This is a genomic window from Aromatoleum tolulyticum (genome assembly GCF_900156155.1).
Lineage (GTDB): Bacteria > Pseudomonadota > Gammaproteobacteria > Burkholderiales > Rhodocyclaceae > Aromatoleum > Aromatoleum tolulyticum.
Window position 1 is genome coordinate 200,635 of sequence record NZ_FTMD01000003.1, and the last position, 25,246, is coordinate 225,880.

Annotated in this window: 21 protein-coding genes and 6 tRNA genes; 2 read left to right on the plus strand and 25 right to left on the minus strand. The window is 63.7% G+C overall.

Translation table 11 applies throughout. The annotated features are described in order from the left end of the window. Positions 1–6: 6 nt before the first annotated feature. The 13 genes from BW991_RS05935 to fdxA all read right to left on the minus strand — a co-directional run bounded on the left by BW991_RS05935 (position 7) and on the right by fdxA (position 15,841). Positions 7–2,820, minus strand: a complete 2,814-nt coding sequence (locus BW991_RS05935; RefSeq protein ID WP_076601360.1) for a motility hub landmark protein FimV — start codon at positions 2,818–2,820, stop codon at positions 7–9. 240 nt (positions 2,821–3,060) lie between these two features. Further along, the gene (gene asd / locus BW991_RS05940; protein WP_076601182.1) at positions 3,061–4,194 is read right to left on the minus strand and encodes an aspartate-semialdehyde dehydrogenase; all 1,134 of its coding nucleotides are present in this window, start codon (positions 4,192–4,194) and stop codon (positions 3,061–3,063) included. A gap of 27 nt (positions 4,195–4,221) precedes the next feature. Then, positions 4,222–5,274, minus strand: a complete 1,053-nt coding sequence (leuB, locus tag BW991_RS05945) for a 3-isopropylmalate dehydrogenase (protein ID WP_076601183.1) — start codon at positions 5,272–5,274, stop codon at positions 4,222–4,224. 34 nt (positions 5,275–5,308) lie between these two features. Next, positions 5,309–5,947, minus strand: a complete 639-nt coding sequence (gene leuD / locus BW991_RS05950) for a 3-isopropylmalate dehydratase small subunit (RefSeq protein WP_076601184.1) — start codon at positions 5,945–5,947, stop codon at positions 5,309–5,311. Between the two features lie 75 nt (positions 5,948–6,022). Continuing rightward, the gene (gene leuC, locus BW991_RS05955) at positions 6,023–7,432 is read right to left on the minus strand and encodes a 3-isopropylmalate dehydratase large subunit (RefSeq protein WP_076601185.1); all 1,410 of its coding nucleotides are present in this window, start codon (positions 7,430–7,432) and stop codon (positions 6,023–6,025) included. Positions 7,433–7,527: 95 nt separating this feature from the next. Beyond that, positions 7,528–8,343, minus strand: a complete 816-nt coding sequence (locus BW991_RS05960) for a M48 family metallopeptidase (protein ID WP_076601186.1) — start codon at positions 8,341–8,343, stop codon at positions 7,528–7,530. Continuing rightward, on the minus strand, positions 8,340–9,521 hold the full coding sequence (locus BW991_RS05965) for an MFS transporter (RefSeq protein WP_076601187.1): 1,182 nt from the start codon (positions 9,519–9,521) through the stop codon (positions 8,340–8,342). Before BW991_RS05965 ends, BW991_RS05960 begins: the two co-directional genes overlap by 4 nt. A gap of 65 nt (positions 9,522–9,586) precedes the next feature. Continuing rightward, on the minus strand, positions 9,587–10,720 hold the full coding sequence (gene aroC, locus BW991_RS05970; RefSeq protein ID WP_076601188.1) for a chorismate synthase: 1,134 nt from the start codon (positions 10,718–10,720) through the stop codon (positions 9,587–9,589). Between the two features lie 102 nt (positions 10,721–10,822). Beyond that, the gene (gene ilvN, locus BW991_RS05975) at positions 10,823–11,137 is read right to left on the minus strand and encodes an acetolactate synthase small subunit (protein ID WP_076601189.1); all 315 of its coding nucleotides are present in this window, start codon (positions 11,135–11,137) and stop codon (positions 10,823–10,825) included. A gap of 2 nt (positions 11,138–11,139) precedes the next feature. Then, positions 11,140–12,807 (minus strand): acetolactate synthase large subunit, encoded by a 1,668-nt coding sequence (gene ilvB / locus BW991_RS05980; protein WP_076601361.1) that lies wholly within the window; start codon positions 12,805–12,807, stop codon positions 11,140–11,142. Between the two features lie 266 nt (positions 12,808–13,073). Next, positions 13,074–14,741, minus strand: coding sequence for a long-chain-fatty-acid--CoA ligase (locus BW991_RS05985; protein ID WP_076601190.1), 1,668 nt, complete (start codon positions 14,739–14,741; stop codon positions 13,074–13,076). A 201-nt stretch (positions 14,742–14,942) separates the two neighbouring features. Continuing rightward, positions 14,943–15,395: a CBS domain-containing protein gene (locus BW991_RS05990; protein ID WP_076601191.1), complete on the minus strand. Its 453-nt coding sequence runs from the start codon at positions 15,393–15,395 to the stop codon at positions 14,943–14,945. Positions 15,396–15,517: 122 nt separating this feature from the next. Beyond that, on the minus strand, positions 15,518–15,841 hold the full coding sequence (gene fdxA / locus BW991_RS05995) for a ferredoxin FdxA (RefSeq protein WP_076601192.1): 324 nt from the start codon (positions 15,839–15,841) through the stop codon (positions 15,518–15,520). A 276-nt stretch (positions 15,842–16,117) separates the two neighbouring features. Here fdxA and trxA point away from each other — a divergent pair, with 276 nt between their 5' ends. Together trxA and rho are read left to right on the plus strand one after the other, a co-directional pair. Then, positions 16,118–16,444 carry a thioredoxin TrxA gene (trxA, locus tag BW991_RS06000; RefSeq protein WP_050416668.1) on the plus strand — a complete coding sequence of 109 codons (327 nt, stop codon included), beginning with the start codon at positions 16,118–16,120 and terminating at the stop codon, positions 16,442–16,444. 133 nt (positions 16,445–16,577) lie between these two features. Further along, positions 16,578–17,837 (plus strand): transcription termination factor Rho, encoded by a 1,260-nt coding sequence (gene rho / locus BW991_RS06005; RefSeq protein WP_076601193.1) that lies wholly within the window; start codon positions 16,578–16,580, stop codon positions 17,835–17,837. A gap of 90 nt (positions 17,838–17,927) precedes the next feature. On the opposite strand, the gene BW991_RS06010 is transcribed toward rho, so the two are convergent. The 12 genes from BW991_RS06010 to phbB form a co-directional block, all read right to left on the minus strand. Then, positions 17,928–18,779 carry a 3-hydroxybutyryl-CoA dehydrogenase gene (locus BW991_RS06010; protein WP_076601194.1) on the minus strand — a complete coding sequence of 284 codons (852 nt, stop codon included), beginning with the start codon at positions 18,777–18,779 and terminating at the stop codon, positions 17,928–17,930. A 222-nt stretch (positions 18,780–19,001) separates the two neighbouring features. Then, positions 19,002–19,078: transfer RNA gene (locus BW991_RS06015), tRNA-Asp, on the minus strand. 64 nt (positions 19,079–19,142) lie between these two features. Then, positions 19,143–19,218, minus strand: a tRNA-Glu gene (locus BW991_RS06020). Between the two features lie 18 nt (positions 19,219–19,236). After that, positions 19,237–19,312: transfer RNA gene (locus tag BW991_RS06025), tRNA-Ala, on the minus strand. A 94-nt stretch (positions 19,313–19,406) separates the two neighbouring features. Beyond that, a tRNA-Asp gene (locus tag BW991_RS06030) sits at positions 19,407–19,483 on the minus strand. A gap of 72 nt (positions 19,484–19,555) precedes the next feature. Continuing rightward, positions 19,556–19,631: transfer RNA gene (locus BW991_RS06035), tRNA-Glu, on the minus strand. A 15-nt stretch (positions 19,632–19,646) separates the two neighbouring features. Then, positions 19,647–19,722: transfer RNA gene (locus BW991_RS06040), tRNA-Ala, on the minus strand. 72 nt (positions 19,723–19,794) lie between these two features. Then, positions 19,795–21,201 carry an FAD-binding oxidoreductase gene (locus BW991_RS06045; protein WP_076601195.1) on the minus strand — a complete coding sequence of 469 codons (1,407 nt, stop codon included), beginning with the start codon at positions 21,199–21,201 and terminating at the stop codon, positions 19,795–19,797. Next, on the minus strand, positions 21,198–22,163 hold the full coding sequence (gene rssA, locus BW991_RS06050; RefSeq protein ID WP_076601196.1) for a patatin-like phospholipase RssA: 966 nt from the start codon (positions 22,161–22,163) through the stop codon (positions 21,198–21,200). The genes BW991_RS06045 and rssA overlap by 4 nt, the downstream gene beginning before the upstream one ends. A 15-nt stretch (positions 22,164–22,178) precedes the next feature. Then, positions 22,179–23,510 carry a 30S ribosomal protein S12 methylthiotransferase RimO gene (rimO, locus tag BW991_RS06055; RefSeq protein ID WP_076601197.1) on the minus strand — a complete coding sequence of 444 codons (1,332 nt, stop codon included), beginning with the start codon at positions 23,508–23,510 and terminating at the stop codon, positions 22,179–22,181. Positions 23,511–23,559: 49 nt separating this feature from the next. After that, positions 23,560–24,189 carry a polyhydroxyalkanoate synthesis repressor PhaR gene (phaR, locus tag BW991_RS06060; RefSeq protein ID WP_076601198.1) on the minus strand — a complete coding sequence of 210 codons (630 nt, stop codon included), beginning with the start codon at positions 24,187–24,189 and terminating at the stop codon, positions 23,560–23,562. A 126-nt stretch (positions 24,190–24,315) separates the two neighbouring features. Next, a complete protein-coding gene (gene phbB / locus BW991_RS06065; protein WP_076601199.1) occupies positions 24,316–25,056 on the minus strand; it encodes a beta-ketoacyl-ACP reductase in 741 nt (246 codons plus the stop codon). Positions 25,057–25,246: the final 190 nt, after the last annotated feature.

The window sequence follows — 25,246 nt, forward strand, 5'->3', positions numbered from 1 at the left end:
CGACCGTTAACCGAGTCGCTCGGCCAGGCGGGCCGCCGCCTCCCGCTGCGCCGCCGAGCCCTCGCGCAACACCTCCTGAACGAGTTCGCGCGCCCCCTCCGTATCGCCCATTTCCTCGTAGGCGCGGGCCAGCTCGAGCTTGGTATTGACCTCTTCGACCACATCCGCGTCAGGCGCCAGGCCGCCGGCAGACGCTTCGCCCGCGGACCCGACAACATCACCGATGTCAGGAATTTCCGCTGCCTCGGCCGCCGGCGTCAAAGGCATCGAGGAAGTTGCTTCCAGATTCAAATCGATGCCCGCGAGATCGAGTCCCGGCGAACTCGCAGCGGGTTGGTTGGCGCCGCCGTCGAGATTGAAGTCGAAGTCCAGCAGACTGCTGTCGAACGACGTCTTCTCTAGATCGTCCGCCGATCCATTACCGCTCGCGGCCGGCGCGCTATTGGCTGAAATCACGGTCTCGTTGAGGCTGACCTCGCCGGACACCGACACCGGGGCGACATCGAGATCCGGCGCAAGATCGAATTCGAGGGCTTGGTCTGCCGCCGCGAAGTCCATCCCCTGCCCAATCACGGTCGCAAGCATCGGATCGGCAGCCGGCTGCGAAACCGGCTCCGTCTCGACCGGCTCCCCTGTTATCCCGCCGACATCAAGATCGAATGAGGCTGCAGCCTCCAGAGGCTGCGCCGCGATCTCCGCGGGCGGAACAGCATCGAGTTGCGGCATGGGAGCCTCCGCTGCGGCGACCGCACCCAAATCGAGGCCGGCATCGAGATCGAAGTCGAGCGCTCCCGCGTCGACCTCCGGCAAAGCCTCGATTCCGGCATCCACCGGCATTTCGGTCGACGGCGACTCGCGAACGGCAGGCCCCGCCGCGGCGAACGATGTGTCGGAAGCGCCTGAATGGGTGGCCGCCGCGAGACCCGCCGCGACCGTGGCACCCGCTGCAAAACCGGCAGTCGGGATACCGCTGGCCGCCGAGGCACGATACAGGGGATTCTCGGGATCGAGGCGACGCCCCATCTCGGCAGCCTTCTCCCAATCCCCCCCCTCGCCGCCGGTCCGCGAATAGAGATCCGTCGCGGTGTTCTCGAACGCCTTGAGATTCTTGCGCTGGGCGTAGATCTCCAGCAGCTTGACGTAGATCGCCATCCGCGTGGTGTCGGTCTTCAGGGCATCGAGCAGAATCTCCTCGGCCTGCGCGTCGCGCCCGTAAGCCATATACACATCGGCCTCGGCAACGGGATCGACGCCTTCGTCGGTGTCGATCGCCGAAAGACCGGACTGGCTGAAATCCGTGTGCAGTACGCTGCTCTCGCCCGTGTTGACGCTCTGCCCCCCCGTCGCTCCGAAGACCGAATTGGTCGGCGGCGGGAAGGCGCTCGCGACGGATTCGACCCCATGATCCTCATCCTGCCTGCGCCGCTGTCGCGCCTTGATGCCGACATATGCAAGGAGGAGCGCGAGAATGCCGCCACCACCGGCAAGGACCGCCGGATCGCCGAGCAGGCTCTGAACGAAGCCCGGCTCCTCGACCGCCGCCGGCGCTTGCACCGGAGCGGGCGCCGACTTGGGCGCGGGTGCAGGAACGGGCGCCTGCTCCTGGACCGGGGCCGCCTGCTGCGACTCTGCCGCGGGGGGCTGCTGCGCCGGAGCGGAAGACGCCGCGGCGGGCTCCTGCGCCGCAGCCGACGGCGCGGCGGTCGCTTGCTGCTGCAGCTGAGCCATGCTTTCGCTGCGCAGGTTGAGCAATTCCTGCATCTGCTTGACATTGGCCTCGAGGGCGGCGACACGACTATTCGCTTCCTCGAGCGCCTTGTCGCGCGCAACGAGTTCCTCCTCGAGCGCCTGAAGGCGGGCGAGGCGAGCCTTGTCGGCCCCCGGCTCGGCCGGCGCACCCGAAACCTTGACCTGATCGCCCGCTACGGGGCGCGCAGGCTCGTCGACTTTCGGCACGATCGTGCCGGCATCACTACGCGACGGAGCCGATTCACCGGCCACGGGCCGCGCGGCGACCGCTCCGGCGAGCTTCCTGCGGTACGCGGCAAAGTCCGCGGATTGGGCCTGCACCTCGCGACGCGCTTGACCGGGATCGATCTCGCGAACGCGCGCATCGGACGGAACGTTCACGATCGCACCGGTGCGCAGGCGGTTGATGTTGTTCCCGTCGAAAGCTTCGGGATTCTCCCGAAACAGGGCGATGAGCATCTGATCGAGGCTGGCGCCTTCGGGCCGGTTCGCCTCGGCGATACGATGAAGCGTATCGCCCTTCCTGATCTCATGGCGCTCGCCGCCGGTCCCGGCCGCCTGGCCTGCAACCGGCGCCTGATTCGCTACCGGCGCCCTGCGCTGCACTGACGCAGCCGGCGCAGCAAGCGGCGCAGCGACCGGCGCCGCTCCGCGCCCGACGGCGGGAGCCGGAGCACCTGCGGGCACGGGATCGAGCAGGAAGGTGTATTCACGCATCAGCCGTCCGGACGCCCAGTTCAGCTCGATCAGGAGATCGACGAACGGATCGTTAAACGGCCTGTCGCTGGTGATCTTGACAACGGAGCGGCTACCCCTGCGCTCTACCGCGAAGCGCAGCCCCGATATCGCAGCGGTATATTGAAGACTCGCCTGACGGAATGCTTCCAGGGGAGCAACGCGCGCCGAAAGCGACTGTAGCTCCTCATTGCTCGCGTTCAGCTCGACCTCTGCCCTGAGCGGCTGTCCGATGCCGCTGAAAACATGGATCGAACCGAGTCCGGCGGCATTGCTGCCTAGTGGGAACATGGCGATCGCCGTCGCGATCAGGGAAGCCTTGATCGATGTCTTCATCATTGTCTTATCATCCGCACCCTAGTCTGGGTACCAAACTGCGTGGAATATGGACGTCGCGGACGCAGCCGGGCATCCGTCATGCCTCGGCAATCTAACATTTTGTTTAAGTCTTGGCAGCAATTCTTTAATTGCCAAGACTATTTCCCAATCCGCAAATACCGTCATCCTGCCTTGAGGACCAAGGCATAGGACACGAGGAAACGGCGATGCAAACGCCGTTTCCTCACGCCACTACGATCAGCGATCGAGAACGATGCGCAGCATGCGGCGCAGGGGCTCGGCCGCCCCCCAAAGCAGCTGGTCGCCAACGGTGAAGGCACCGAGGTACTCGGGCCCCATCGCCATTTTGTGCAGACGGCCGACGGGGACCGCCAAGGTGCCAGTGACGGCTGCCGGGGTCAGTTCGCGCTCCGAGATTTCCCGCTCGTTGGGAACGACCTTCACCCAGTCGTTGGCCTTCCCGATGATGTCGCTGATCTCGTCGAGCGGCACGTCCTTGCGCAGCTTGATCGTGAGCCCCTGGGAATGGCAGCGCATCGCGCCGATGCGTACGCACAGGCCGTCGATGGGGATGCTGCCGGGGCTGCGGAAGGCGGGCCGGCCGAGGATCTTGTTGCACTCCGCACCGCCCTTCCATTCCTCCTTCGACTGGCCGTTGTCGACCGGCACATCGATCCACGGGATCAGGCTGCCCGCGAGCGCGGCTCCGCGGAAATTCTTCACCGGAAAATCGGACGAGCGCATCGTCGCGGCGACCTTGCGGTCGATATCGAGGATCGCGGAAGCGGGATCGGCCAGTTCCGCCTTGACTGCATCGTGCAGCGCCCCCATCTGGGCAAGCAGCTCGCGCATGTTCTGCGCGCCGGCGCCGGAGGCGGCCTGATAGGTCATCGCCGACACCCACTCGACGAGGTCGTTCCGGAAAAGACCGCCGAGGCCCATCAGCATCAGGGAGACGGTGCAGTTGCCGCCGATCCAGTCACGGCCGCCCTTCACGAGCGAATCCTTGATCACATTCATGTTGACCGGATCGAGGATGATCACCGCGTTGTCTTCCATGCGCAAGGCGCTCGCGGCGTCGATCCAGTGCCCCTTCCAGCCCGCGGCACGCAGCTGCGGATAGACGGACTTGGTGTAGTCGCCGCCCTGGCAGGTGATCACGATGTCCATCTGCTTGAGCATGTCGATGTTCGACGCATCCTGCAGCGGCAGCGAGGCTTCCTTGCCACCGAAAGCGGGCGGCTTGCCGCCGGCCGCGGACGTCGAGAAATACACCGGCTCGATGTGGGCGAAGTCGCCCTCCTCGACCATGCGCTGCATCAGCACGGAACCGACCATGCCACGCCAACCGACCAGACCAACCTTGTTCATTTGCTATACCTCGAATTGCCAGAAATCTCAGAGCGCCGCCAGCACGGCGTCGCCCATCTGCTTCGTGCCCACCTTCGTCGTACCCGGCTCGTAGATGTCGCCGGTGCGATATCCCTGAGCGAGGACCTTCTTCACGGCCGTCTCGACGCGGGTAGCGGCGGCCTCGTTATTGAACGTATAGCGCAGCATCATCGCCGCCGACAGGATCGTCGCGAGCGGGTTCGCCACCCCCTTGCCGGCGATGTCCGGGGCCGAGCCGTGCGAGGGCTCGTAGAGCCCTTTGTTGTTCGCGTCCAGCGAGGCCGACGGCAGCATGCCGATCGAACCGGTGAGCATCGACGCCTCGTCGGACAGGATGTCGCCGAACATGTTGCCGGTGACCATCACGTCGAACTGCTTGGGCGCACGGACAAGCTGCATCGCGGCGTTGTCCACGAGCATGTGGGTGAGCTCGACGTCCGGATACTCGGGCGAAAGCTCGGTCATCACGTCACGCCACAGCTGCGTGGTTTCCAGCACGTTCATCTTGTCGACCGAGCACAGGCGTTTGTTGCGCTTGCGGGCGGCCTCGAAGGCGACGCGGCCGATGCGGCGGATCTCGGATTCGGTGTAGTGCATGGTGTTGAAACCGTAGCGCTCGCCGTTACGGTTCTCGATGCCGCGCGGCTGACCGAAGTAGATGTCGCCGGTGAGTTCGCGCACGATCAGGATGTCGAGGCCCGAGACGACCTCGGGCTTGAGCGTCGAGGCATTCGCGAGCTCGGGATAGAGGATCGCCGGACGCAGGTTGGCGAACAGGCACAGATCCTTGCGGATGCCCAGCAGGCCGCGCTCGGGGCGCTGCTCGCGCGGCAGGCTGTCCCACTTCGGGCCGCCGACGGCACCGAGCAGCACGGCGTCGGCCTCGCGCGCGAGCTTGCGCGTCGCTTCCGGATACGGATCGCCGGTCGCATCGACCGCGGCACCGCCCAGCAGGCCCTCTTCGAGTTCGAACTTCAGGTCCAGCGCGTCGATCACGCGGACGGCTTCGGCCATGATTTCCGGACCGATTCCGTCGCCCGGCAGAACACAAATCTTCATCAGCAGGTTTCTCCAGGTGCCCTTGCAGCGCTGCTCAGGCGAAATAATAGGGGTGCTCGGCGCGGCGCTTTTCCTCGAAAGCGCGGATCTTGTCTGCGTGGCGCAGCGTCAGGCCGATGTCGTCCCAGCCGTTAAGCAGACATTCCTTGCGGAATGGATCGACGTCGAACTTGACGATCATGCCGTCAGGACGGGTGACCGTCTGCGCCGCCAGATCGACCACGAGGCGGTAGCCATCGGCCGCCTCGCACTGACGGAAGAGCTCGTCGACCTGCGCCGCCGGCAGCACGATCGGCAACACCCCGTTCTTGAAGCAGTTGTTGAAGAAGATGTCGGCGAAACTCGTGCCGATCAGCACACGGAAGCCGTAGTCCTCGAGAGCCCACGGCGCGTGCTCGCGCGAGCTGCCGCAGCCGAAATTGTCACGGGTGAGCAGGATCTGCGCGCCCTGGTAGCGCGCCTTGTTCAGTACGAAATCCGGATTCCCGGGACGGCCGCTGCAATCCTGCCCCGGCTCGCCGTGATCGAGGTAACGCCATTCGTCGAAAAGGTTCGGACCGAAGCCGCTGCGCTTGATCGACTTCAGGAACTGCTTGGGGATGATCGCGTCGGTGTCGACGTTCGCACGATCGAGCGGCACGGCCAGCGCTTCGAGTGTGGTAAACGGTTTCATTCTTTCACTACCCTCTGGATGGCCCGGCCATCCGTGTCAATATCGGTCGTCGGCGCGGCCTCGCGCCGGATGAGTTCAGGAAAGCTCGCGGACATCCACGAAGTGCCCGGCCACGGCCGCGGCGACAGCCATCGCAGGGCTCACGAGATGCGTGCGGCCGCCCGCGCCCTGGCGCCCTTCGAAATTGCGGTTCGAGGTCGAGGCGCAATGCTCGCCCGGTTCGAGACGGTCCGCGTTCATCGCCAGGCACATCGAGCACCCCGGCTCGCGCCATTCGAAGCCCGCGTCGATGAAGATCTTGTCGAGGCCCTCAGTTTCAGCCTGTTGCTTCACCAGGCCCGAACCGGGAACGACCAGGACGCGCTTGACGCTCGCCGCCTTCTTCCGCCCCTTGGCGACCGCCGCCGCTTCGCGCAGGTCTTCGATGCGCGAATTCGTGCACGACCCGATGAACACCTGATCCACCGGGATCTCGCTGATCGCCGTATTCGGTGCAAGGCCCATGTACTTGAGCGCGCGCTCGACGCCTTCGCGCTTGACCGGATCGGCGATCTTCGCCGGATCCGGCACGCGGCCGGTCACCGTCTCGACCATCTCGGGCGAGGTGCCCCAGGTGACCTGCGGCAGGATCTCGGCGGCGTCGAGTTCGACGACGCGGTCGAAGCGCGCGCCCTCGTCCGACTTCAGGGTGCGCCAGTAGGCTGCAGCCTTGTCGAAGAGCTCGCCCTTGGGCGCGAACGGCTTGCCGCGCAGGTAGTCGATCGTGATGTCATCGACGCCGACGAGACCGGCACGCGCGCCCGCTTCGATCGCCATGTTGCACAGGGTCATGCGCCCTTCCATCGTCAGCGCGCGGATCGCGCTGCCGCCGAATTCGATCGCATAACCCGTGCCGCCCGCAGTACCGATGCGGCCGATCACGGCGAGTGCGATGTCCTTCGCGTACACGCCACGCCCGAGCTTGCCGTCGACCTTGACCAGCATGGTCTTCGACTTCTTCTGCAGCAGGCACTGCGTCGCCATCACATGCTCGACCTCGGAGGTGCCGATACCGTGCGCCAGACAGGCGAACGCACCGTGCGTGGAGGTGTGCGAGTCACCACAGACGACGGTCATGCCGGGCAGCGTCGCGCCATTCTCGGGCCCGATCACATGAACGATGCCCTGGCGCGAGTCCTTGAACGGGAAATAAGCCAGCGCGCCGACCTCACGGATGTTGGCGTCCAGCGTTTCGACCTGCTGGCGCGAAACCGGATCCTCGATGCCCCGTTCCCAGTGATCGGTCGGTGTGTTGTGGTCGGCGGTCGCGACGATCGAACTCACGCGCCACGGCTTGCGCCCGGCGAGCTTGAGGCCCTCGAAGGCCTGCGGGCTGGTTACCTCGTGCACCAGGTGGCGGTCGATATAAATGAGCGCAGTACCGTCGGCCTCCTGGTGGACGACATGACTGGACCACAACTTTTCGTACAGCGTCTGGGCTTCCATCCAATAAATCCCGCGGAAAGACAAGGAAAGGGTCTTCGATTATTTCACACGCGTCGCCGACTGGATAGGCGGGCCGGACCTTCGCGGCGCCGACCTCAGTGGCGCGCCTGCTCGTAGAGCGGCATGACCCGCTGGGCGTACTCGCCGAGATCCTTGCGCCTCGTGTCGTGCCCGGGGTGAGTCGAAAGCCACTGCGGCGGACCGCCGTTCGAGCGTGACGCCATCTTGTCCCACAGGCTGACGGCGGCCCGCGGGTCGTAGCCCGCACGTGCGGCAAGCTCGACGCCGATGCGATCGGCCTCTGTTTCATGCAGGCGCGAATTCGGCAGCTCGAAGGTCACCTTGCCGACCATGCCCATGAGATCCGTACCGAGCTGTCCGACGCCGAGGATCGCCCCCGCGACGGACGCCCCCACGCTGGTCACCATTGCCTTCGAAATCTGCTCGCGCGAATGCTCCCTCAAGGCATGCGCGATCTCGTGCCCCATTACCGCAGCGAGCTCGTCGTCGGTGAGTTTCAGCTGATCGATGAGGCCGGAGTAAACCGCCATTTTGCCCCCCGCCATACACCATGCGTTGAGCTCGTCGGTGTGGATCACATTGACCTCCCATTGCCACTGCGCGGCATCCCGGCGGAACACGGCGGACTGGGGAATCAGGCGATTGGAGATTGCGCGCACGCGTGCCAGCTGCGCCGGATCGCGGTTGAGCACGCCCTTCTGGCGCGCCTCGCCCATCACTTGCTGGTACTGCTTGCCGGAGGCCTGCTCGACCTCCGCGGCCGACACCATCATCATCTGGCCGCGATCGACGCCCACGGCGCCGCCACCGGTCGTCTGCACCGTCTGGCAGGCAGACATGAGCCACGCAGCCGCGGCAACCGACATCATCGTCGCAAATCGACACATCATCCGAGCCCTCCGTCCATCATCGACTCCTCTCCGCTACGCCAGCCCAGCATCAGCCAGGCGAGACCTGCCAGCGCGAATAGCGAACCCAGAGTATAGGTCCACGCCGGCCCCACGGTTTCCCACGTAAATCCGCTCACAAGCCCGCCCAGCATCCCTCCCGCACCAAAGGAAATACTTCCGTAGAGGGCCTGCCCGTGCGACTGCAGCTTGCCGCGAAACCACTGGTTCACCGCCGCGATCGCCGCCGCATGGTAGGCACCGAAGGTTGCTCCGTGCAGGAGCTGGGCAAACACCAGCACCGCAAGCGACCCGACGCCCCAGCCGATCGCCGCAAAGCGCACGACGGCGCACGCAAACGCGAAGACCAGGATCGCGCGCATCGAATAGCGGCGCAGCAGCCTCGGCATGAACATGAAGACCACGATCTCGGCGACCACGCCGAGTGACCACATCCAGCCGACCACCGACTTGTCGTAGCCGTGATCGACGAGGAATATCGAATAGAACACGTACAGCGCACCGTGTGCGGCCGACATCAGGAAGCACGCGACCAGGAGCGCCCGAACCTCGGGGCGCCGGAGCGTCTCATGCAGGCTCGCGCTCTCGCGATGGGCGAGCGGTCGCGCGGCCTCGGGCAGCGCCGCCGCGCACAGGGCGATCGCTGCGAGGATCGCCGCAGTGATCCACAGCACCGATTGGAGCGGGAGGAAATCGAGCATGTATCCGAGCCCGAGCACAGCGGCGATGAACCCGACCGATCCCCACACGCGGATACTGGCGTATCGCCCGGAGTGCGCCCCCAGATGGGCGAACGTCAGACTTTCTACCAGCGGCAGCGCGGCGCTCCAGAAGAAAGCCATCAGGGCCATGGCCAGGAACAGCCCTTCGAAACGCGTTGTGAAGAAGAAGACACAGAAGCCGACGAGGCTCGCCCACGCCGACACGCGGATGATGGCGAGCCGCCGGCCAAAGCGCTCGGCCAGCCAGCCCCACATGTTCGGAGCCAGCACGCGCATCACCTGCATCAACGACATCAACAGCGCGATGTCGGTCGCCGACAGCGCGATCGACTGCAAGTAGAGCGTGAAATAGGGCGAAAAGGCGCCGACGAACGCGAAATAGGAAAAGTAGTAGGCCGAAAGACGCCAGTAGGGAACCGCCGCGACGCCTTGATGCAATTCAGCCCCTCACGCCCCGGAAGCCGGCAAGGGCACCGGAATTCGACACCGACAATCCGGCCCCGTCAGGCGCGCGGCGGAGGGACGCGCTGCACACCCTGTGGCGCCAGCCGCGCGATCCTGGGCGTTTCGGTCATCACGTCGCCGCATTGCGCGCGATGGCGCAATGCATGATCCATCAGCACGATGGCCAGCATCGCCTCGGCGATCGGGGTTGCGCGGATGCCGACGCAGGGGTCGTGCCGCCCGTGCGTATTCACGATCACGGGCTTGCCCTGCTTGTCGATCGAGCGGCGATCGAGACGGATGCTGGAGGTCGGCTTCACCGCCATGCTCACGATGATGTCCTGACCGCTCGAAATGCCGCCGAGCACGCCACCCGCGTTGTTCGTCAGGTAGCCCTCTGGCGTCATCTCATCGGAATGTTCGGTGCCGTGCTGCGTCACGCACTCGAAGCCGGCGCCGATCTCGACCCCCTTCACGGCGTTGATGCCCATCATCGCATACGCGATGTCGGCGTCGAGCCGGTCATAGACGGGTTCGCCCCAGCCCACCGGAACGCCCGTGGCGACGACGTCGATACGCGCGCCGATCGAATCCCCGGACTTGCGCAACTCGTCCATGTAGGCCTCGAGTTGCGGAACGATTCCGGCATTGGGCGCGAAGAACGGGTTACGCGAAACCTCGTCCCAGCTCACGAAGGGGATCGGGATGGGACCGAGCTGCGACATGAAGCCGCGAATCACGATGCCGTAGCGCTCCTGCAACCACTTCCGCGCGATCGCGCCGGCCGCCACCCGCACCGCCGTCTCGCGCGCAGACGAGCGACCGCCTCCGCGATAGTCGCGAATCCCGTATTTTTGCCAGTACTCGTAGTCGGCATGTCCGGGACGGAAGGTCTCGGAGATGTTGCCGTAGTCACGCGAGCGTTGATCCTGATTGCGGATCAGAAGGGCGATCGGCGTACCGGTCGTCACCCCCTCGAACACCCCCGACAGGATCTCCACCTCGTCCGGCTCGCGGCGCTGAGTCACGTGGCGCGAGGTACCCGGTTTGCGGCGATCGAGTTCGACCTGGATCTCTTCGGCCGAAATCGGCAGTCCCGGCGGACAGCCATCGACGACGCAGCCGATCGCGGGTCCGTGGGACTCACCGAAGGAGGTGACACAAAAGAGTTTACCTAGGGTGTTGCCGGACATCGCAATCTCGACCAGAACGTGAATCGGAAGGAGTTTTGCAGTTTAGCACAGCGCCGTTTCGCCCCTTCCGACAGGCGGCCGGGCGACACGCCCGGCCCGACCTCAATGGAAGTACTTCTCGAGACGCTCGAATACCTCGTGCTCGGCGCCGTGGCGACGCACGGAAAGCACGTCGACCAACTTCTCGACCTGCAGCACCATCTGCTCGAGACGCTGATCCTCGAACACCAGCAGCCAGATGCGGCTGCGGCTGGTGTCGGACATCGGCATGCACAGGATGCCCTCGACGTTGAACGCCCTGCGGGCGAACAGGTTGCAGATGTGACTCATCACGCCCGGGTGATTATTCACTTCGAGTTCCAGCACCACCTTGGCGAAACCTTGTTGCTGCAAAGGCTCGGCGACTTGTTCGATCATGTTCAACCTCCGATCATTTCAGTATTGGCAGCGCCCGGCGGCACCATCGGATAAACGAATTCCTCGCGGCTGATCGACGCATGGATCAGGCACGGTCCGCGGCTTTGCAGCGCCTGCGCGAGCGTCGCGCGCGGATTCGGCGAACTATCCAGATCCACAGCCGCTATGCCGAAGCCCTCGGCGATCTTCACGAAATCGGGTTCGCCGCGGTACTTCGACGCAAACACGCGTTTGCCGTAAAAAAGGTTCTGCTGCTGATACACGAGACCAAGCGAGTTGTTGTTCATCAGCACGATCTTGACGTTCAGCCCCTCCTCGGCGAGCGTCGCGAGCTCCTGGATATTCATCTTGAAGCTCCCGTCTCCGGTAAAGCACACCACGGTACGATCGGGTTCGGAAAGCGCGGCGCCGATCGCCGCCGGGACTCCGAAGCCCATCGTTCCGAGGCCCCCCGAGGTCAGCCACTGGCGCGGACGCCGGAACGGATAGGCCTGGGCGACCCACATCTGGTGCTGCCCGACGTCGGTCGCGATGACGGCCTCGTCGTCCAGAGCGGCGGCGACCGCATGCACCAGACCATAGTGGGCGCGGGGATCGTCGCGCCCCGGCATCACCATCGGGAAACGCGACTTCAGGCTATCCACGTGCGACAGCCAGCGCTTGCGCAGGCTTTGCTTCACGCGCGGGAGCAGAGCCGCCAGCACGGTCGCAACATCGCCGTTGATCGCCACGTGCGCCGTCTTGATCTTGTGCAGCTCTGCCGGATCGATGTCGATATGGATGATCTGCGCATTGGGACAGAATTGCGCCGCCTTGCCGATCGCGCGGTCGTCGAAGCGCGCGCCGACGCAGATCAGCAGGTCCGATTCCTCGAGAACGAAATTCGTGTAACGCGCGGCGTGCATGCCGAGCATGCCGATGGACAGCGGATGATCGACCGGCATCGTGCCCAGCGCCATCAGCGTCATCGTCGTCGGCAGTCCGGCCTGCTCCGCCAGCGTGACCGCCAGCCGCGAGGCCCCCGAATGCACGACGCCCCCGCCCAGATACAGTACGGGACGCTCCGCCTCGTCGATCATCTTCGCAGCCGTCTCGATCGCGACCATGTCCAGAGCGGGCACCGGATCCGGCACGGCCGGCTCGGGGTAGGCCTCGAAGCTCACCAACTGATTCTGCACGTCCTTCGGAACGTCAATGAGCACCGGCCCGGGGCGGCCGGACATCGCGATGCGGAATGCCTGCGGGATGACTTCAAGCAGTTCCGTGGCCGAACGGACGAGGAAGTTGTGCTTGGTGATCGGCACGGTCATGCCGTAGATATCGACTTCCTGGAAGGCATCCGTGCCGATCATCGACAGCGGCACCTGGCCCGTGATCGCGACCATGGGAATCGAATCGAGACGCGCATCCGCGATCGCGGTCACCAGATTCGTCGCGCCCGGACCGCTGGACGCGAAACACACTTCCGGACGCCCGGACACCCGCGCCATGCCTTGCGCCATGAAGCCCGCCCCTTGCTCGTGACGAGCGAGCACGTGACGGATGATGTCGCTACCGGACAAGGCATCGTACAGGGGCAGGATGGCCCCCCCGGGGATTCCTGCAATGGTACGAATACCCTGCCGTTCAAGCAGGCGCACGATCAACTCGGCGCCGGTCATTTGCATCATCTTGCGCTCCTTCGGTTCGGTGTCGGGCATCAAAACCGGCGGCGCAAAAACAAAAACCCCCGCCGGGCTTGCGCGCCGGCGGGGGTTGGAATCTCTTGTTTGCTTCTGTCCTTACCCTCGAGACGCGCGGCCGCCTACGCCTACTACTACGCGTACGGACAGGGCGACTACAACGAGGGCACGAACCAGATGGGTCATCGGGACAAAGACAAACAGTTAAGGCTCAAATCTAAACACAGGCTCGACGGAAACACAAGCACCTTTGCTCAAGCCTGCCCGTCGCGCAGGAGTCGCCGCAGGATCTTTCCGACGTTCGTCTTCGGCAGCTCCTCGCGGAACTCGACCAGATGCGGCACCTTGTACGCCGTCAGATTCGTACGGCAGTGCGCGACGATGTCCTCCTTCGTCAAGGCAGGATCCTTGCGCACGACGAACACCTTCACCGCCTCGCCGGTCCGTTCGTCCGGAACCCCGACGGCAGCCACCTCGAGCACCCCCGGATGGCCGGCGATGACATCCTCGACCTCGTTCGGAAAGACGTTGAAGCCCGACACGAGAATCATGTCCTTCTTGCGATCGACGATGCGGACGAAGCCGCGCTCGTCAATGGTCGCCACATCGCCGGTACGCAGGAAACCGTCCGCGGTGAAGGCATTGGCCGTCTCCTCCGGCCGCTGCCAGTATCCCCGCGTCACCTGCGGGCCGCGCACGCACAGTTCGCCCGGTTGCCCCAGCGGCACCTCCTCTCCATTGTCGCCACGGATGCTGACCTCCGTCGACGAAACCGGCAGTCCGATGGAGTGATTGAACTGCGGCAAGTCGAGCGGATTGATCGTCACCGCCGGAGACGTCTCCGTCAGACCATATGCCTCCACGAGCGGGCGGCCGGTCACGCGGCGCCACTTTTCGGCCACTGCCTGCTGCACGGCCATGCCGCCGCCCAGCGTGATGTGCAGGGACGAAAAATCGAGCTTGCTGAAGTCCTCGTTGTTCAGAAGCGCGTTGAACAGGGTGTTCACACCGGTGATCGCCGTAAACCGGTATTTCGCGAGTTCCTTGACGAACCCCGGGATATCCCGCGGATTGGTGATCAGCACGTTCATCGCGCCGACCTTGAAAAAGGTGAGGCAGTTCGCCGTCAGCGAGAAGATGTGATACAGCGGCAATGCCGTGATGATGATCTCCCCCTCCTTTCGCAGGTAGGGCTTGATCCAGGCATGCGCTTGCTGCAGGTTTGCGATGATGTTGCCATGCGTCAGGACCGCGCCCTTCGCGACGCCGGTCGTGCCGCCGGTATATTGGAGATAGGCGACGTCATCATGACCGATCTCCACCGCCTGCAACGGATGTCGTCCGCCCGTCGCCAGCGCCTCTGAAAACCGCACGTATCCGGGAATCTTCCACGACGGCACCATCTTCTTCACGTGGCGCACGACGAAATCGACCAGCATGCCCTTCGGAAAACCGAGCAACTCGCCGAGGCTGGTCACCACCACGTTGCGCACCTGCAGGCGCTGCAGGACGTCCTCGAGCGTGCGGGCGAAATTCTCCACGATGACGATCGTGTCCGCACCCGAATCCCCGAGCTGGTGCTCCAGTTCTCGCGCCGTGTAGAGCGGATTTACGTTTACGACCGTGTAGCCGGCACGCAATGCGCCGAACATCGCGATCGGGTACTGCAGGAGATTGGGCATCATCAGCGCCACGCGGGCCCCGCGCGGCAGCTTCAACTCCCCCTGCAGATAACCCGCGAACTGCGCCGAACGCCGGTCCAGTTCTGCATACGTGATGGTTTTGCCCATATTCACGTAGGCGATGCGGTCGGCGAACTGGCGCACCCCCCTGGAAAATACGTCGGCAAGTGACGCAAACTCGTTTACGTCGATTTCCGCGGGAATTCCGGGCGGATAGCTCTTGAGCCAGATCTTTTCCACAGCACTCCTCCAACAGTTGGAAATGGCGCCGGACCGCAACGTCCGGCGGTGCCCTCCCGAGGCAGTCCCGGCAACGCCTCGTCGGCGCCGCCGGCTTCCAGCTGCATGCCTTCGCCTCATCGGGCGAAGGTCGTCTTGTGCCTTGCCCCTCGCACTTCCCGGCGCGAGGATGGAACTGCGGCAGAACCGGCCTGCCTTGCCTCAGGCCTCTTCGCCCGGCTCCTGTGGCCAGTTCCGGATGTAATTCTTGAGCATGCGGTTCTCGAAACTTTGCTCCTCGAGTACTGCCTTGGCCACGTCGTGGAAGGAAACGACCCCGAGCAGCGTCGTCCCGTCCATCACCGGCAGATAGCGCTGCCGATGCTCCACCATGAGACGTCGCAGCTCGTCCATTTCCATGTTCGGCGATGCCGCGATGGGACCGGACAGCATCGCCTCCTCGATCGCCATCTTCCCCCACTCGGCGCCACCCTTATGCACCGCAACCAGCACTTCGCGGAAGGTCAGCATGCCGACCATCTGGCCGTGCGAAAAGACCACGAGCGAACCGACATCCTGCTCGGTCATGATTTCGACCGCCTCGGCAAGGCTCTTGTTCGGCGCTATGGTGTAGAGCACCTTGCCCTTGATCGCAAGAATCTCGCTCACCAGCATGCCAATCCCCTTTCCAAATTCATATCAACTGACCCAAGTGCATGATATTGCATAGTCCCGATCAGGAAAAGACCACTCAGACGCACGATCGGACCGCCGTCAAAGGCCTCCCGCCCACGACCTCAGCGCTTCAGTTCGCCCAGCTTGTCCTTGCGGGCAGCCCACTCGTCGGCATCCGACAGAGGATCCTTGCGCTCGACGATCGGCTTCCATTCCTTCGCAAGCTCAGCGTTGAGGGCGATGAAATGGCGCTGGCCTTCGGGCACGTCGTCCTCGGCGTAGATGGCCTCTACCGGACATTCGGCCACGCACAGGGTGCAGTCGATGCACTCCGCTGGATCGATCACGAGAAAATTCGCACCTTCGCGGAAGCAGTCCACGGGGCACACATCCACACAGTCAGTGTATTTGCAGCGGATGCAGGCTTCTGTCACTACGTAGGCCATCGTCGTTCACTCCAGTTGGTCAAGCCGGCACGCGCCGCCCTGGGCGCGCCTGCTTTTTCGACAATATAGCCGAGACCTTCGCCGTTTTGACACAGGGACGGGCAAACCCCGACAGCACAGGCGGCGAAAAAAGGGCGAAATGCTTGACGGACGGGACGGCTTGGCATAACTTTTCCCGACACTCTGAAGTGGCAGGCCTCTCCTGCCACTGTCTCCGAGGGCCGTACCGGCCCGACTCCCAATCCGAAAGACAGCAAGACCTTGATGCGAGGAATCATGAGCGAGCACATCCATTACGTCACCGACGGCAACTTCGAGGCCGAGGTGCTCCAGGCACAAACCCCGGTGCTGGTCGATTACTGGGCCGAATGGTGCGGTCCGTGCAAGATGATCGCCCCGATCCTCGACGACATCGCCAAGGAATATGCGGGCAAGCTCAAGGTCGCCAAGCTGAACATCGATGAAAACCAGGAAACCCCGGCCAAGTTCGGCATTCGCGGCATTCCGACGCTGATGCTGTTCAAGGGCGGCAACGTCGAGGCCACCAAGGTCGGCGCGCTTTCCAAGTCGCAACTCACCGCCTTCATTGACAGCAATCTCTGACCGGGGCTAAAGTCCAGCCCTGCCTGCGCGGCGCCCCCCGCTCCCGAAGCCGGCCTTCCGGCGCCGCAGCAGTACCTTCCGTAGCATCCCCCTCACCGGTTTCATCCATCTGCGCCCCGTCGCGCCCTTCGCCATGCATTTATCGGAGCTCAAGTCCCTCCACGTCAGCCAATTGCTCGAAATGGCGGTCGCCAACGAAATCGAAGGCGCAAACCGCCTGCGCAAGCAGGAACTGGTATTTGCCCTGCTCAAGAACAGGGCCAAGAAGGGGGAACCCATATACGGTGACGGGGCGCTCGAAGTCCTCCCCGACGGCTTCGGCTTTCTGCGTTCGCCGGACATCTCCTACCTCGCCGGCACCGACGACATCTATGTCTCGCCGTCACAGATCCGCCGCTTCAACCTGCACACCGGCGATACCATCGAGGGCGAGATCCGCACCCCGAAGGACGGCGAGCGCTACTTCGCCCTCGTCAAGCTCGACAAGATCAACGGCGAACCGCCCGAGAACTGCAAGCACAAGATCCTGTTCGAGAACCTGACTCCGCTGCACCCGAACGAATGCCTCAAGCTCGAGCGAGACATTCGTGGCGAGGAGAACATCACGAGCCGGATCATCGACATGATCGCGCCGATCGGCAAGGGCCAGCGGGGCCTCCTGGTCGCTCCGCCGAAGAGCGGCAAGACCGTGATGCTGCAGCACATCGCCCACGCCATCTCGGCCAACCACCCGGACGTCGCCCTCATTGTCCTTCTGATCGACGAGCGCCCCGAAGAAGTCACCGAAATGCAGCGCTCGGTCAAAGGCGAGGTGGTGGCATCCACCTTCGACGAACCCGCTTCGCGCCATGTGCAGGTCGCCGAGATGGTCATTGAAAAGGCCAAGCGACTCACCGAACACAAGAAGGACGTCGTAATCCTGCTCGATTCGCTCACGCGCCTCGCGCGGGCCTACAACACCGTGGTACCGGCCTCCGGCAAGGTGCTCACCGGCGGCGTCGACGCCAACGCCCTGCAGAAGCCCAAGCGTTTCTTCGGCGCGGCGCGGAATATCGAGGAAGGTGGCTCGCTGACCATCATCGCGACAGCCCTGATCGACACCGGAAGCCGGATGGACGAGGTGATCTATGAGGAATTCAAGGGTACCGGCAACATGGAATTGCACCTCGATCGCCGCATGGCCGAGAAGCGCGTGTATCCGGCCATCAACGTCAACCGCTCCGGGACTCGTCGCGAAGAGCTGCTCATGAAGGCGGACGTGCTGCAGAAGGTTTGGGTGTTGCGCAAGCTGCTGTACGGCATGGATGACATCGATGCGATGGAATTCCTGATGGACAAGGTCAAGGCAACCAAGAGCAATGCGGAGTTCTTCGACGCGATGCGCCGCGGCTGATCGGAACGGCAACAAGAAAAAACGCCACCTCGTCGGTGGCGTTTTTGTTTTCCCTGACCGGGACACGAGGCCACGAGGGCCGCAACGCGCTTACTTGTAGTCGTAGAAGCCCTTGCCCGACTTGCGCCCGAGATAGCCCGCCTCGACCATTTCGACGAGCAGCGGCGCAGGGCGGTATTTCGGATCCTTGAAACCTTCGAACAGGACCTGCATCACCGCCAGTTCGACGTCGAGCCCGATCATGTCGGCGAGGGCCAGCGGTCCGATCGGGTGATTGCATCCGAGCTTCATTGCCTCGTCGATCTCGGCGGCCGTGGCAAGCCCTTCACCCAACGCAAATATCGCCTCGTTGATCATCGGGCACAACAGGCGATTGACGACGAAACCCGGGCTGTTGCGCACCTGGACGGGGGTCTTACCGATCGCCTTCGCGACCGTCTCGACCGCCGCATAGGTCGCATCGGACGTCTGCAGGCCACGGATCAGCTCGACCAGCGCCATCATGGGCACCGGATTGAAGAAGTGCATGCCGACGACCTTGTCCGCGCGCCGGGTCGAAGCTGCGAGCTTGGTGATCGAGATCGAGGAGGTGTTCGATGCCAGCACGGCGTCGGCTTTCACCGCTGCATCGAGCTGCGCAAATATCTTCAGCTTCAGATCGAGGTTCTCGGTCGCCGCCTCGATCACCAGATCGCAATCCGCAAGCGCCCCGACGTCGCTGGCCGTCGCGATACGCGCAAGAGCCTCCGCTTTCTGCGCCTCGGTCATCTTCTCCTTCTTGATCAGACGATCGAAGCTCGCGGTCAGAGTGGCCAGACCACGTTGCACCGCCGCCTCCGCGACGTCCATCATCACCACGTCGAACCCGGCTACCGCAAATGCCTGGGTAATGCCGTTACCCATCGTGCCGGCGCCTACGACGCCGATCTTCGTTAGATTCATTGATCCCGCTCCCTTGGTAAGTAACGCCCCGACCCATCGCTGGCCGGGACCATACTGATGCGTATGGAACTATAACGCAATGTCGAGACGTCAGCCAGCATGAGCTGTCCGCGGCGGCACCCATGACAGCACAAGCGCGCAGCTCTTCAGATGGTCCGACTTCGGGAAACGGATATGCAGGGACGAAAAAAATGGGAGCCCTAAGGCTCCCATTTCATTTGTTGGCGGAGTGGACGGGGCTCGAACCCGCGACCCCCGGCGTGACAGGCCGGTATTCTAACCAACTGAACTACCACTCCGCGCTGACCAGTTGCCGGCTTTACTTGCCGACTGCAATTCGTCTGCTCGACGCCTTGCTTGATCTGGCGTCCCCACGGGGATTCGAACCCCGGTTATCGCCGTGAAAGGGCGGTGTCCTAGGCCTCTAGACGATGGGGACAACGTCTTGTTGCTTCGTTGGTGGAGGTAAGCGGGATCGAACCGCTGACCTCTTGCATGCCATGCAAGCGCTCTCCCAGCTGAGCTATACCCCCAACAGAGCTGCGCATTCTAGCTTCTGGCGCTACCAACCGCAAGCACTTTAAACCGATACTGCCAATGCATTTGGACTAACGTCTGCATTGTTGTTGGCGGAGTGGACGGGGCTCGAACCCGCGACCCCCGGCGTGACAGGCCGGTATTCTAACCAACTGAACTACCACTCCGCGCTGACCTCTTGCCCGGCCTTACAGACCGGCTTGCGAGCCGCCATTATAACTCAACGCCTCGCTGCATACTGGCGTCCCCACGGGGATTCGAACCCCGGTTATCGCCGTGAAAGGGCGGTGTCCTAGGCCTCTAGACGATGGGGACTGCAATTCTTTCGACTGGTGGAGGTAAGCGGGATCGAACCGCTGACCTCTTGCATGCCATGCAAGCGCTCTCCCAGCTGAGCTATACCCCCGACGGCGAAAGAGCGCGCATTATAGGGTGCCACCCCGAGGCTGTAAACCCCGAACTTTCACTTTTTTCGAAATCAGACGACTTTCCCGGGATTCATCAGCCCGTGCGGATCGAGAGCCCGTTTCACGGTCCACATCAGGTCGAGTTCGACGTCGGACTTGTAGCGGGCGTTCTCGTCGCGTTTCAATTGGCCAATGCCATGCTCGGCCGAGATCGAACCGTTCAGTGCGGCAACGAGGTCATGAACGATGCGATTGACCTCGCCCGTTCGGGCCACGAACCCGGCATTGTCGAAGGCGCCTGGCATGGACAGGTTGTAGTGCAGGTTCCCGTCGCCGATGTGACCGAACGCGACGATGCGCACATCAGGCCACATCGCCGTCAGCGCCGCCCGCGCCCGCTGCAGGAATTCGGGGATGCGGCTGACAGGCACGGAAATGTCGTGCTTGATGCTGACCCCTTCGATCTTTTGCGCCTCGGAGATGTTCTCGCGCAAGGACCACAGGGCCCGCGCTTGACCGAGACTGGACGCGACGGCGCCATCGACCGCCAGACCGGTTTCGATCGCGCCGGCGATCGCGCGCTCGAGCATGTCATCCAGCGCCGCACCATCGAGTGCGTCGGCGACTTCGACGAGCACATGCCAGTCGTGAGCCCCCGCAAGCGGCGCGCGCATCGCGGGAATGTGGCGCAGCACGAGCTCTAGAGCGGGTCGGCCGACGAGTTCGAACGCATTGACGCGCTCCCCGCAGCGATCGCGCAGCAGGGCCAACAGGGCGACTGCAGCCTGCGGGTCGGGAACGGCAACCCAAGCGGTCGCGCTTGAGCGCGGACGCGGAAACAGCTTGAGGGCCGCTGCGGTGACGATACCCAGAGTTCCCTCGGCACCGATGAAGAGCTGCTTGAGATCGTAACCGGTGTTGTCCTTGCGTAAGGCACGCAACCCGTCCCAGATGCGCCCGTCAGGAAGCACGACCTCGACGCCGAGCACCAGCTCGCGCATGTTCCCGTAACGCAAGACCTGCACGCCACCGGCGTTCGTCGAGATGTTGCCGCCGACGAGGCAGCTTCCCTCCGACGCGAGCGAGAGCGGAAACAGCCGGCTGGCCGCCTCGGCGGCTTGCTGGACCGCCGCTAGCGTGCACCCCGCTTCCGCGACGAGCGCATTGTTCGCGCCATCAACCGCCCGTATGCGGTTCATGCGTGCCATGCTGATCACGACCGACTCACCATCGGCAAGCGGCGTCGCCCCGCCACACAACCCCGTGTTGCCCCCCTGCGGCACCATCGGAACTCTCGCGGACGCGCAGATGCGCACGACGTCTGCGGTTTCCCGGGTGTTACCGGGCTTTACGACAGCGATCGCGCGGCCGGTGTAACGTCCGCGCCAGTCCGTGAGATAAGGAACCATGGCCGCCGCATCGTGAATCACGTGCGACATTCCTACAGCCCCGGCCAGCGCCCCGACCACGTCGTTCATACCGCATCTCCCGCAACCGTACGCCCGAGCACGTAGCGCAGAGCCGGCAACATGCCCGTGACCGCGGCCTCACCTTCCGCGATCGCCTCACGGGCACGGTGGAAGTCCATCGTGCCGATGTGCGCGAGCCTTGGAGAAATCTGCACCTCGGCGGGCTCGCCCGCCAGGCGGCTGCGTGCGATGCGCACCTGCATGATGTTGATGCTGGAGGTGAGCACGGTCATCAGGGACGGGAGCGATGCGTCGGCACCGGCCGCCTGGACGGCGCGTCCATTGCCGTTTCCGTTCGTCGGGAGGCCGAGACGCGCAAAGAGGCGCTCCGTCCAGCCCTCGGAGGTCTCTTCGACCTGCTCGACCGGCGTGGCACGCCACGCCTTGCCGATCATGTCCGAACCCAGATCGACCGCGATCACCACGTCGGCCCCCATCGCACGACATAGCGACACGGGCACGGGATTCACGAGCCCGCCATCGACGAGAAGACGGCCGTCGCGCACGATGGGCGTGAATAGTCCGGGCAGAGCGATCGACGCCCGCACGGCCTGCGCGACGCTACCCTCGCGCAGCCAGATCTCGCGTCCCGTCTCGAGCTCGGTCGCAACGCAAGCGAAACTGCGGTCGAGCTGCGAGAAATCGCGGTCGACGAAGTTGCGTTCGAAGAACTGGATGAGTTTCTCGCCCTTGATGAGGCCGCCGCGCAGGCTCACGTCGAGCAGGGAGACCACATCCTGCCACTTGAGCGCCTCGGCCCACTGAGTGAGCTTATCGAGGTCGCCCGATGCCATGGCGGCACCGACGAAGGCGCCGATGGAACAGCCGCAGATGATCTGCGGCTCGATCCCCTCGCGGGCAAGTACGCGCAGCACTCCGAGGTGGGCCCAGCCGCGTGCCGCGCCGCTGCCGAGCGCCAATCCGATGACGGGGCCGGACTTGCCAGGATTCTGCGGCGTCGGCTCGAACATCGGCTAGGCGCCTTGTCAGACTATCGGCTCGGCGTACAGGTCGTGCACGTCGCAGTCGGTAATGCGCACCCGGGCGAACTCGCCGGGCTCGAGCCCCTCACCATTCGGGATGATGACCAGGCCGTCGATCTCGGGTGCATCCCCGGGCGACCGGGCGATCGCGCCGTCCTCCTCGATGTCGTCGACGAGCACGGTTATCTCGCGACCGATCCAGCGCTCGAGACGTTGGGTCGAGATGTCTTCCTGGAACTCCATCAGGCGCATGCGGCGCTCCTCGCGCACTTCGTCGGGAACCGGGTCGGACAGCTGATTCGCCTCGGCGCCCTCGACGGGGGAGTACGCGAACGCACCGACGCGGTCGAGCTTCGCTTCCTCGAGGAACTGCAGCAACAGCTCGAAATCCTCGTCAGTCTCGCCAGGAAATCCGGTGATGAAGGTGGAGCGGATCGTCAGGTCCGGACAGATGCTGCGCCAGGAACGGATGCGTTCGAGCACGTTCTCGGCGTTCGCCGGGCGCCGCATGGCCTTGAGGATACGCGGGCTGGCGTGCTGGAACGGGATGTCCAGATAGGGGAGGATCTTGCCTTCGGCCATCAGCGGGATGAGGTCGTCCACGCTGGGATACGGATAGACGTAGTGCATGCGGATCCACACGCCGAGTTCGCCGAGCGCTTTCGCGAGGTCGAGCAGCCGCGTCTTGATCGGGCGCCCGTTCCAGAAGCCGGTGCGGTACTTGGTGTCCACGCCGTACGCGCTGGTGTCCTGCGAGATGACGAGAAGCTCCTTCACGCCTGCATCCACCAGGGACTCCGCTTCGCGCATCACTTCGTGGATCGGGCGCGATACGAGATCGCCGCGCAGCGACGGAATGATGCAGAAGGTGCAGCGGTGGTTGCAGCCTTCGGAGATCTTCAGATAGGCGTAGTGGTTCGGCGTGAGGCGGATGCCCTGCGGCGGCACGAGGTCGGTGAAGGGATCGTGCGGCTTGGGCAGGTGCTGGTGAACCGCCTTCATCACGGCGTCGGTCGCATGCGGGCCGGTGACGGCAAGAACCTGCGGATGCGCCGCCATCACGACATCGTCCTTGGCACCGAGACAGCCGGTGACGATGACCTTGCCGTTCTCGGCCAGAGCCTCGCCGATCGCGTCGAGCGATTCCTCGACGGCGGCATCGATGAAGCCGCAGGTATTGACGACCACGAGATCGGCGTCGTCATAACTGCCGGAGATTTCGTAGCCCTCGCCCCGCAGGCGCGTGAGGATATGTTCGGAGTCGACTGTCGCCTTGGGGCAGCCGAGGGAGACGAAACCGACTCGCGGTACGCCTGGAGTTTTGTGCTGGGTCATGCTCTGAGGGGGGTGTCGACCGGAGTCCGGAATGGCCCCGGCCGGATTGTTATTTCTGGCTCGAACGGCCGGTCTTCGCCGCAGGCGCCTCGGGCTTCACTTCCTTGGCAGCCTGGGGTGCGGCCTGCTCTTCCTTCGCGGCCGGGGCGTAGTTCGGGAACGGGAAGCCGGTGAAGATGCTGCGCGTCTGGTTCTCGATCTGCTCCTGCATCTGCGAGAACATCTTCTTGCTCTGATCGACGTAGGTGCCCATCACGCTCTGCAGCGCGGGACCCTGGAAATTGAGGAACTGGGCCCACAGATCCTGGCTGATCGGACTGTTCTCGCCATAGATCGCCTGCGTCTGTTCCTGCAGCTTGGCCTGCATTTCGGTGAAGGCCTTGATGTTGTTCTCGAGGTACTTGCCCATCATCCCCTGCGTCGCATTTCCGTAGAAGCGGATCATGTGCGCAAGCAGGTCGCTGGTAAACATGGGCGCTCCGCCCGCCTCTTCCTCGAGGATGATCTGGAGGAGGATGCTGCGCGTGAGATCCTCGCCGGTCTTGGCATCGACAACCTGAAACTCCTCCCGCCCCAGCACGAGTTCCTTCACATCGGCCAGCGTGATGTAGGAACTGGTCCGGGTGTCGTACAGACGGCGGTTGGGATACTTCTTGATAAGACGCGACTGCTCAGCCATCAATGCCTCTCCTCGTCGGCGGTCAATTCCGCTCTCCACGTTCGATAAAATTATACCGCGGTGCAGAAATAAAAACCCCGCCGTTCGGCGGGGTCTCGCAGCGATCCGCGGACGCGGAATACTGCATCAGCACATGTGCAGGCCACCGTTGATGTTGATGGTCGCGCCGGTCACATAGCCAGCCAGATCGGACGCGAGATAGGAGCACAGCGCGCCGATTTCCTCGGGCTTGCCGAGACGCTTCATCGGCACCGTGTCGATGATGCCCTGGCGGATGTCCTCGCGGATCGCCATGACCATCTCGGTGCCGATGTAGCCCGGGGCGATGGCATTGACGGTGACGCCCTTGGTCGCCAGCTCGGCGGCGAGCGCTTTGGTGAAGCCCAGCACACCGGCCTTGGCCGTGGAGTAGTTGGTCTGCCCCGCCTGCCCCTTGACGCCATTCACCGAGGAAATGTTGATGATGCGCCCCCAGCCGCGTTCGGCCATCTTCGGCGAGACGTGGTGGGTGACATTGAACAGGCTGTTGAGGTTGGTGTTGATCACCGCATCCCACTGGCCCTTCTCCATCTTGGGGAAGAACTTGTCGCGGGTGATGCCGGCGTTGTTCACCAGGACGTCGATCGCGCCGACTTCGGCTTCGATCTTGGCGACCATTGCCTTGCAGGATTCGTAATCGGACACGTCACCTTCGGCAGCAATGAACTCGAAACCGACTTCCTTCTGCTTGGCAAGCCACTCATCCTTCTGCGGGAAACCCGGCAGGCAGTTGGCGACGACCTTCAGGCCGTCCTTGGCCAGGGCCTGACAGATCGCGGTGCCCAAACCGCCCATGGCGCCGGTAACGAGTGCGACTTTTTGAGTCATGGTGCAATCCTCTTGCAGATTGGTGATGGGAGGTGCGTCCGGTCGCGCGACAAACGCCCACAGCGCGCCCCCTCTGGCAACCGTGCGGCAGTGCATTACCGCAAAGCCGGTAAATTATAGGGACTTTTCGAAGAGTTTGCTGCACTGCAAAAGGAAAATAAAACGGCGCGCTCCTTTCGGAAACGCGCCG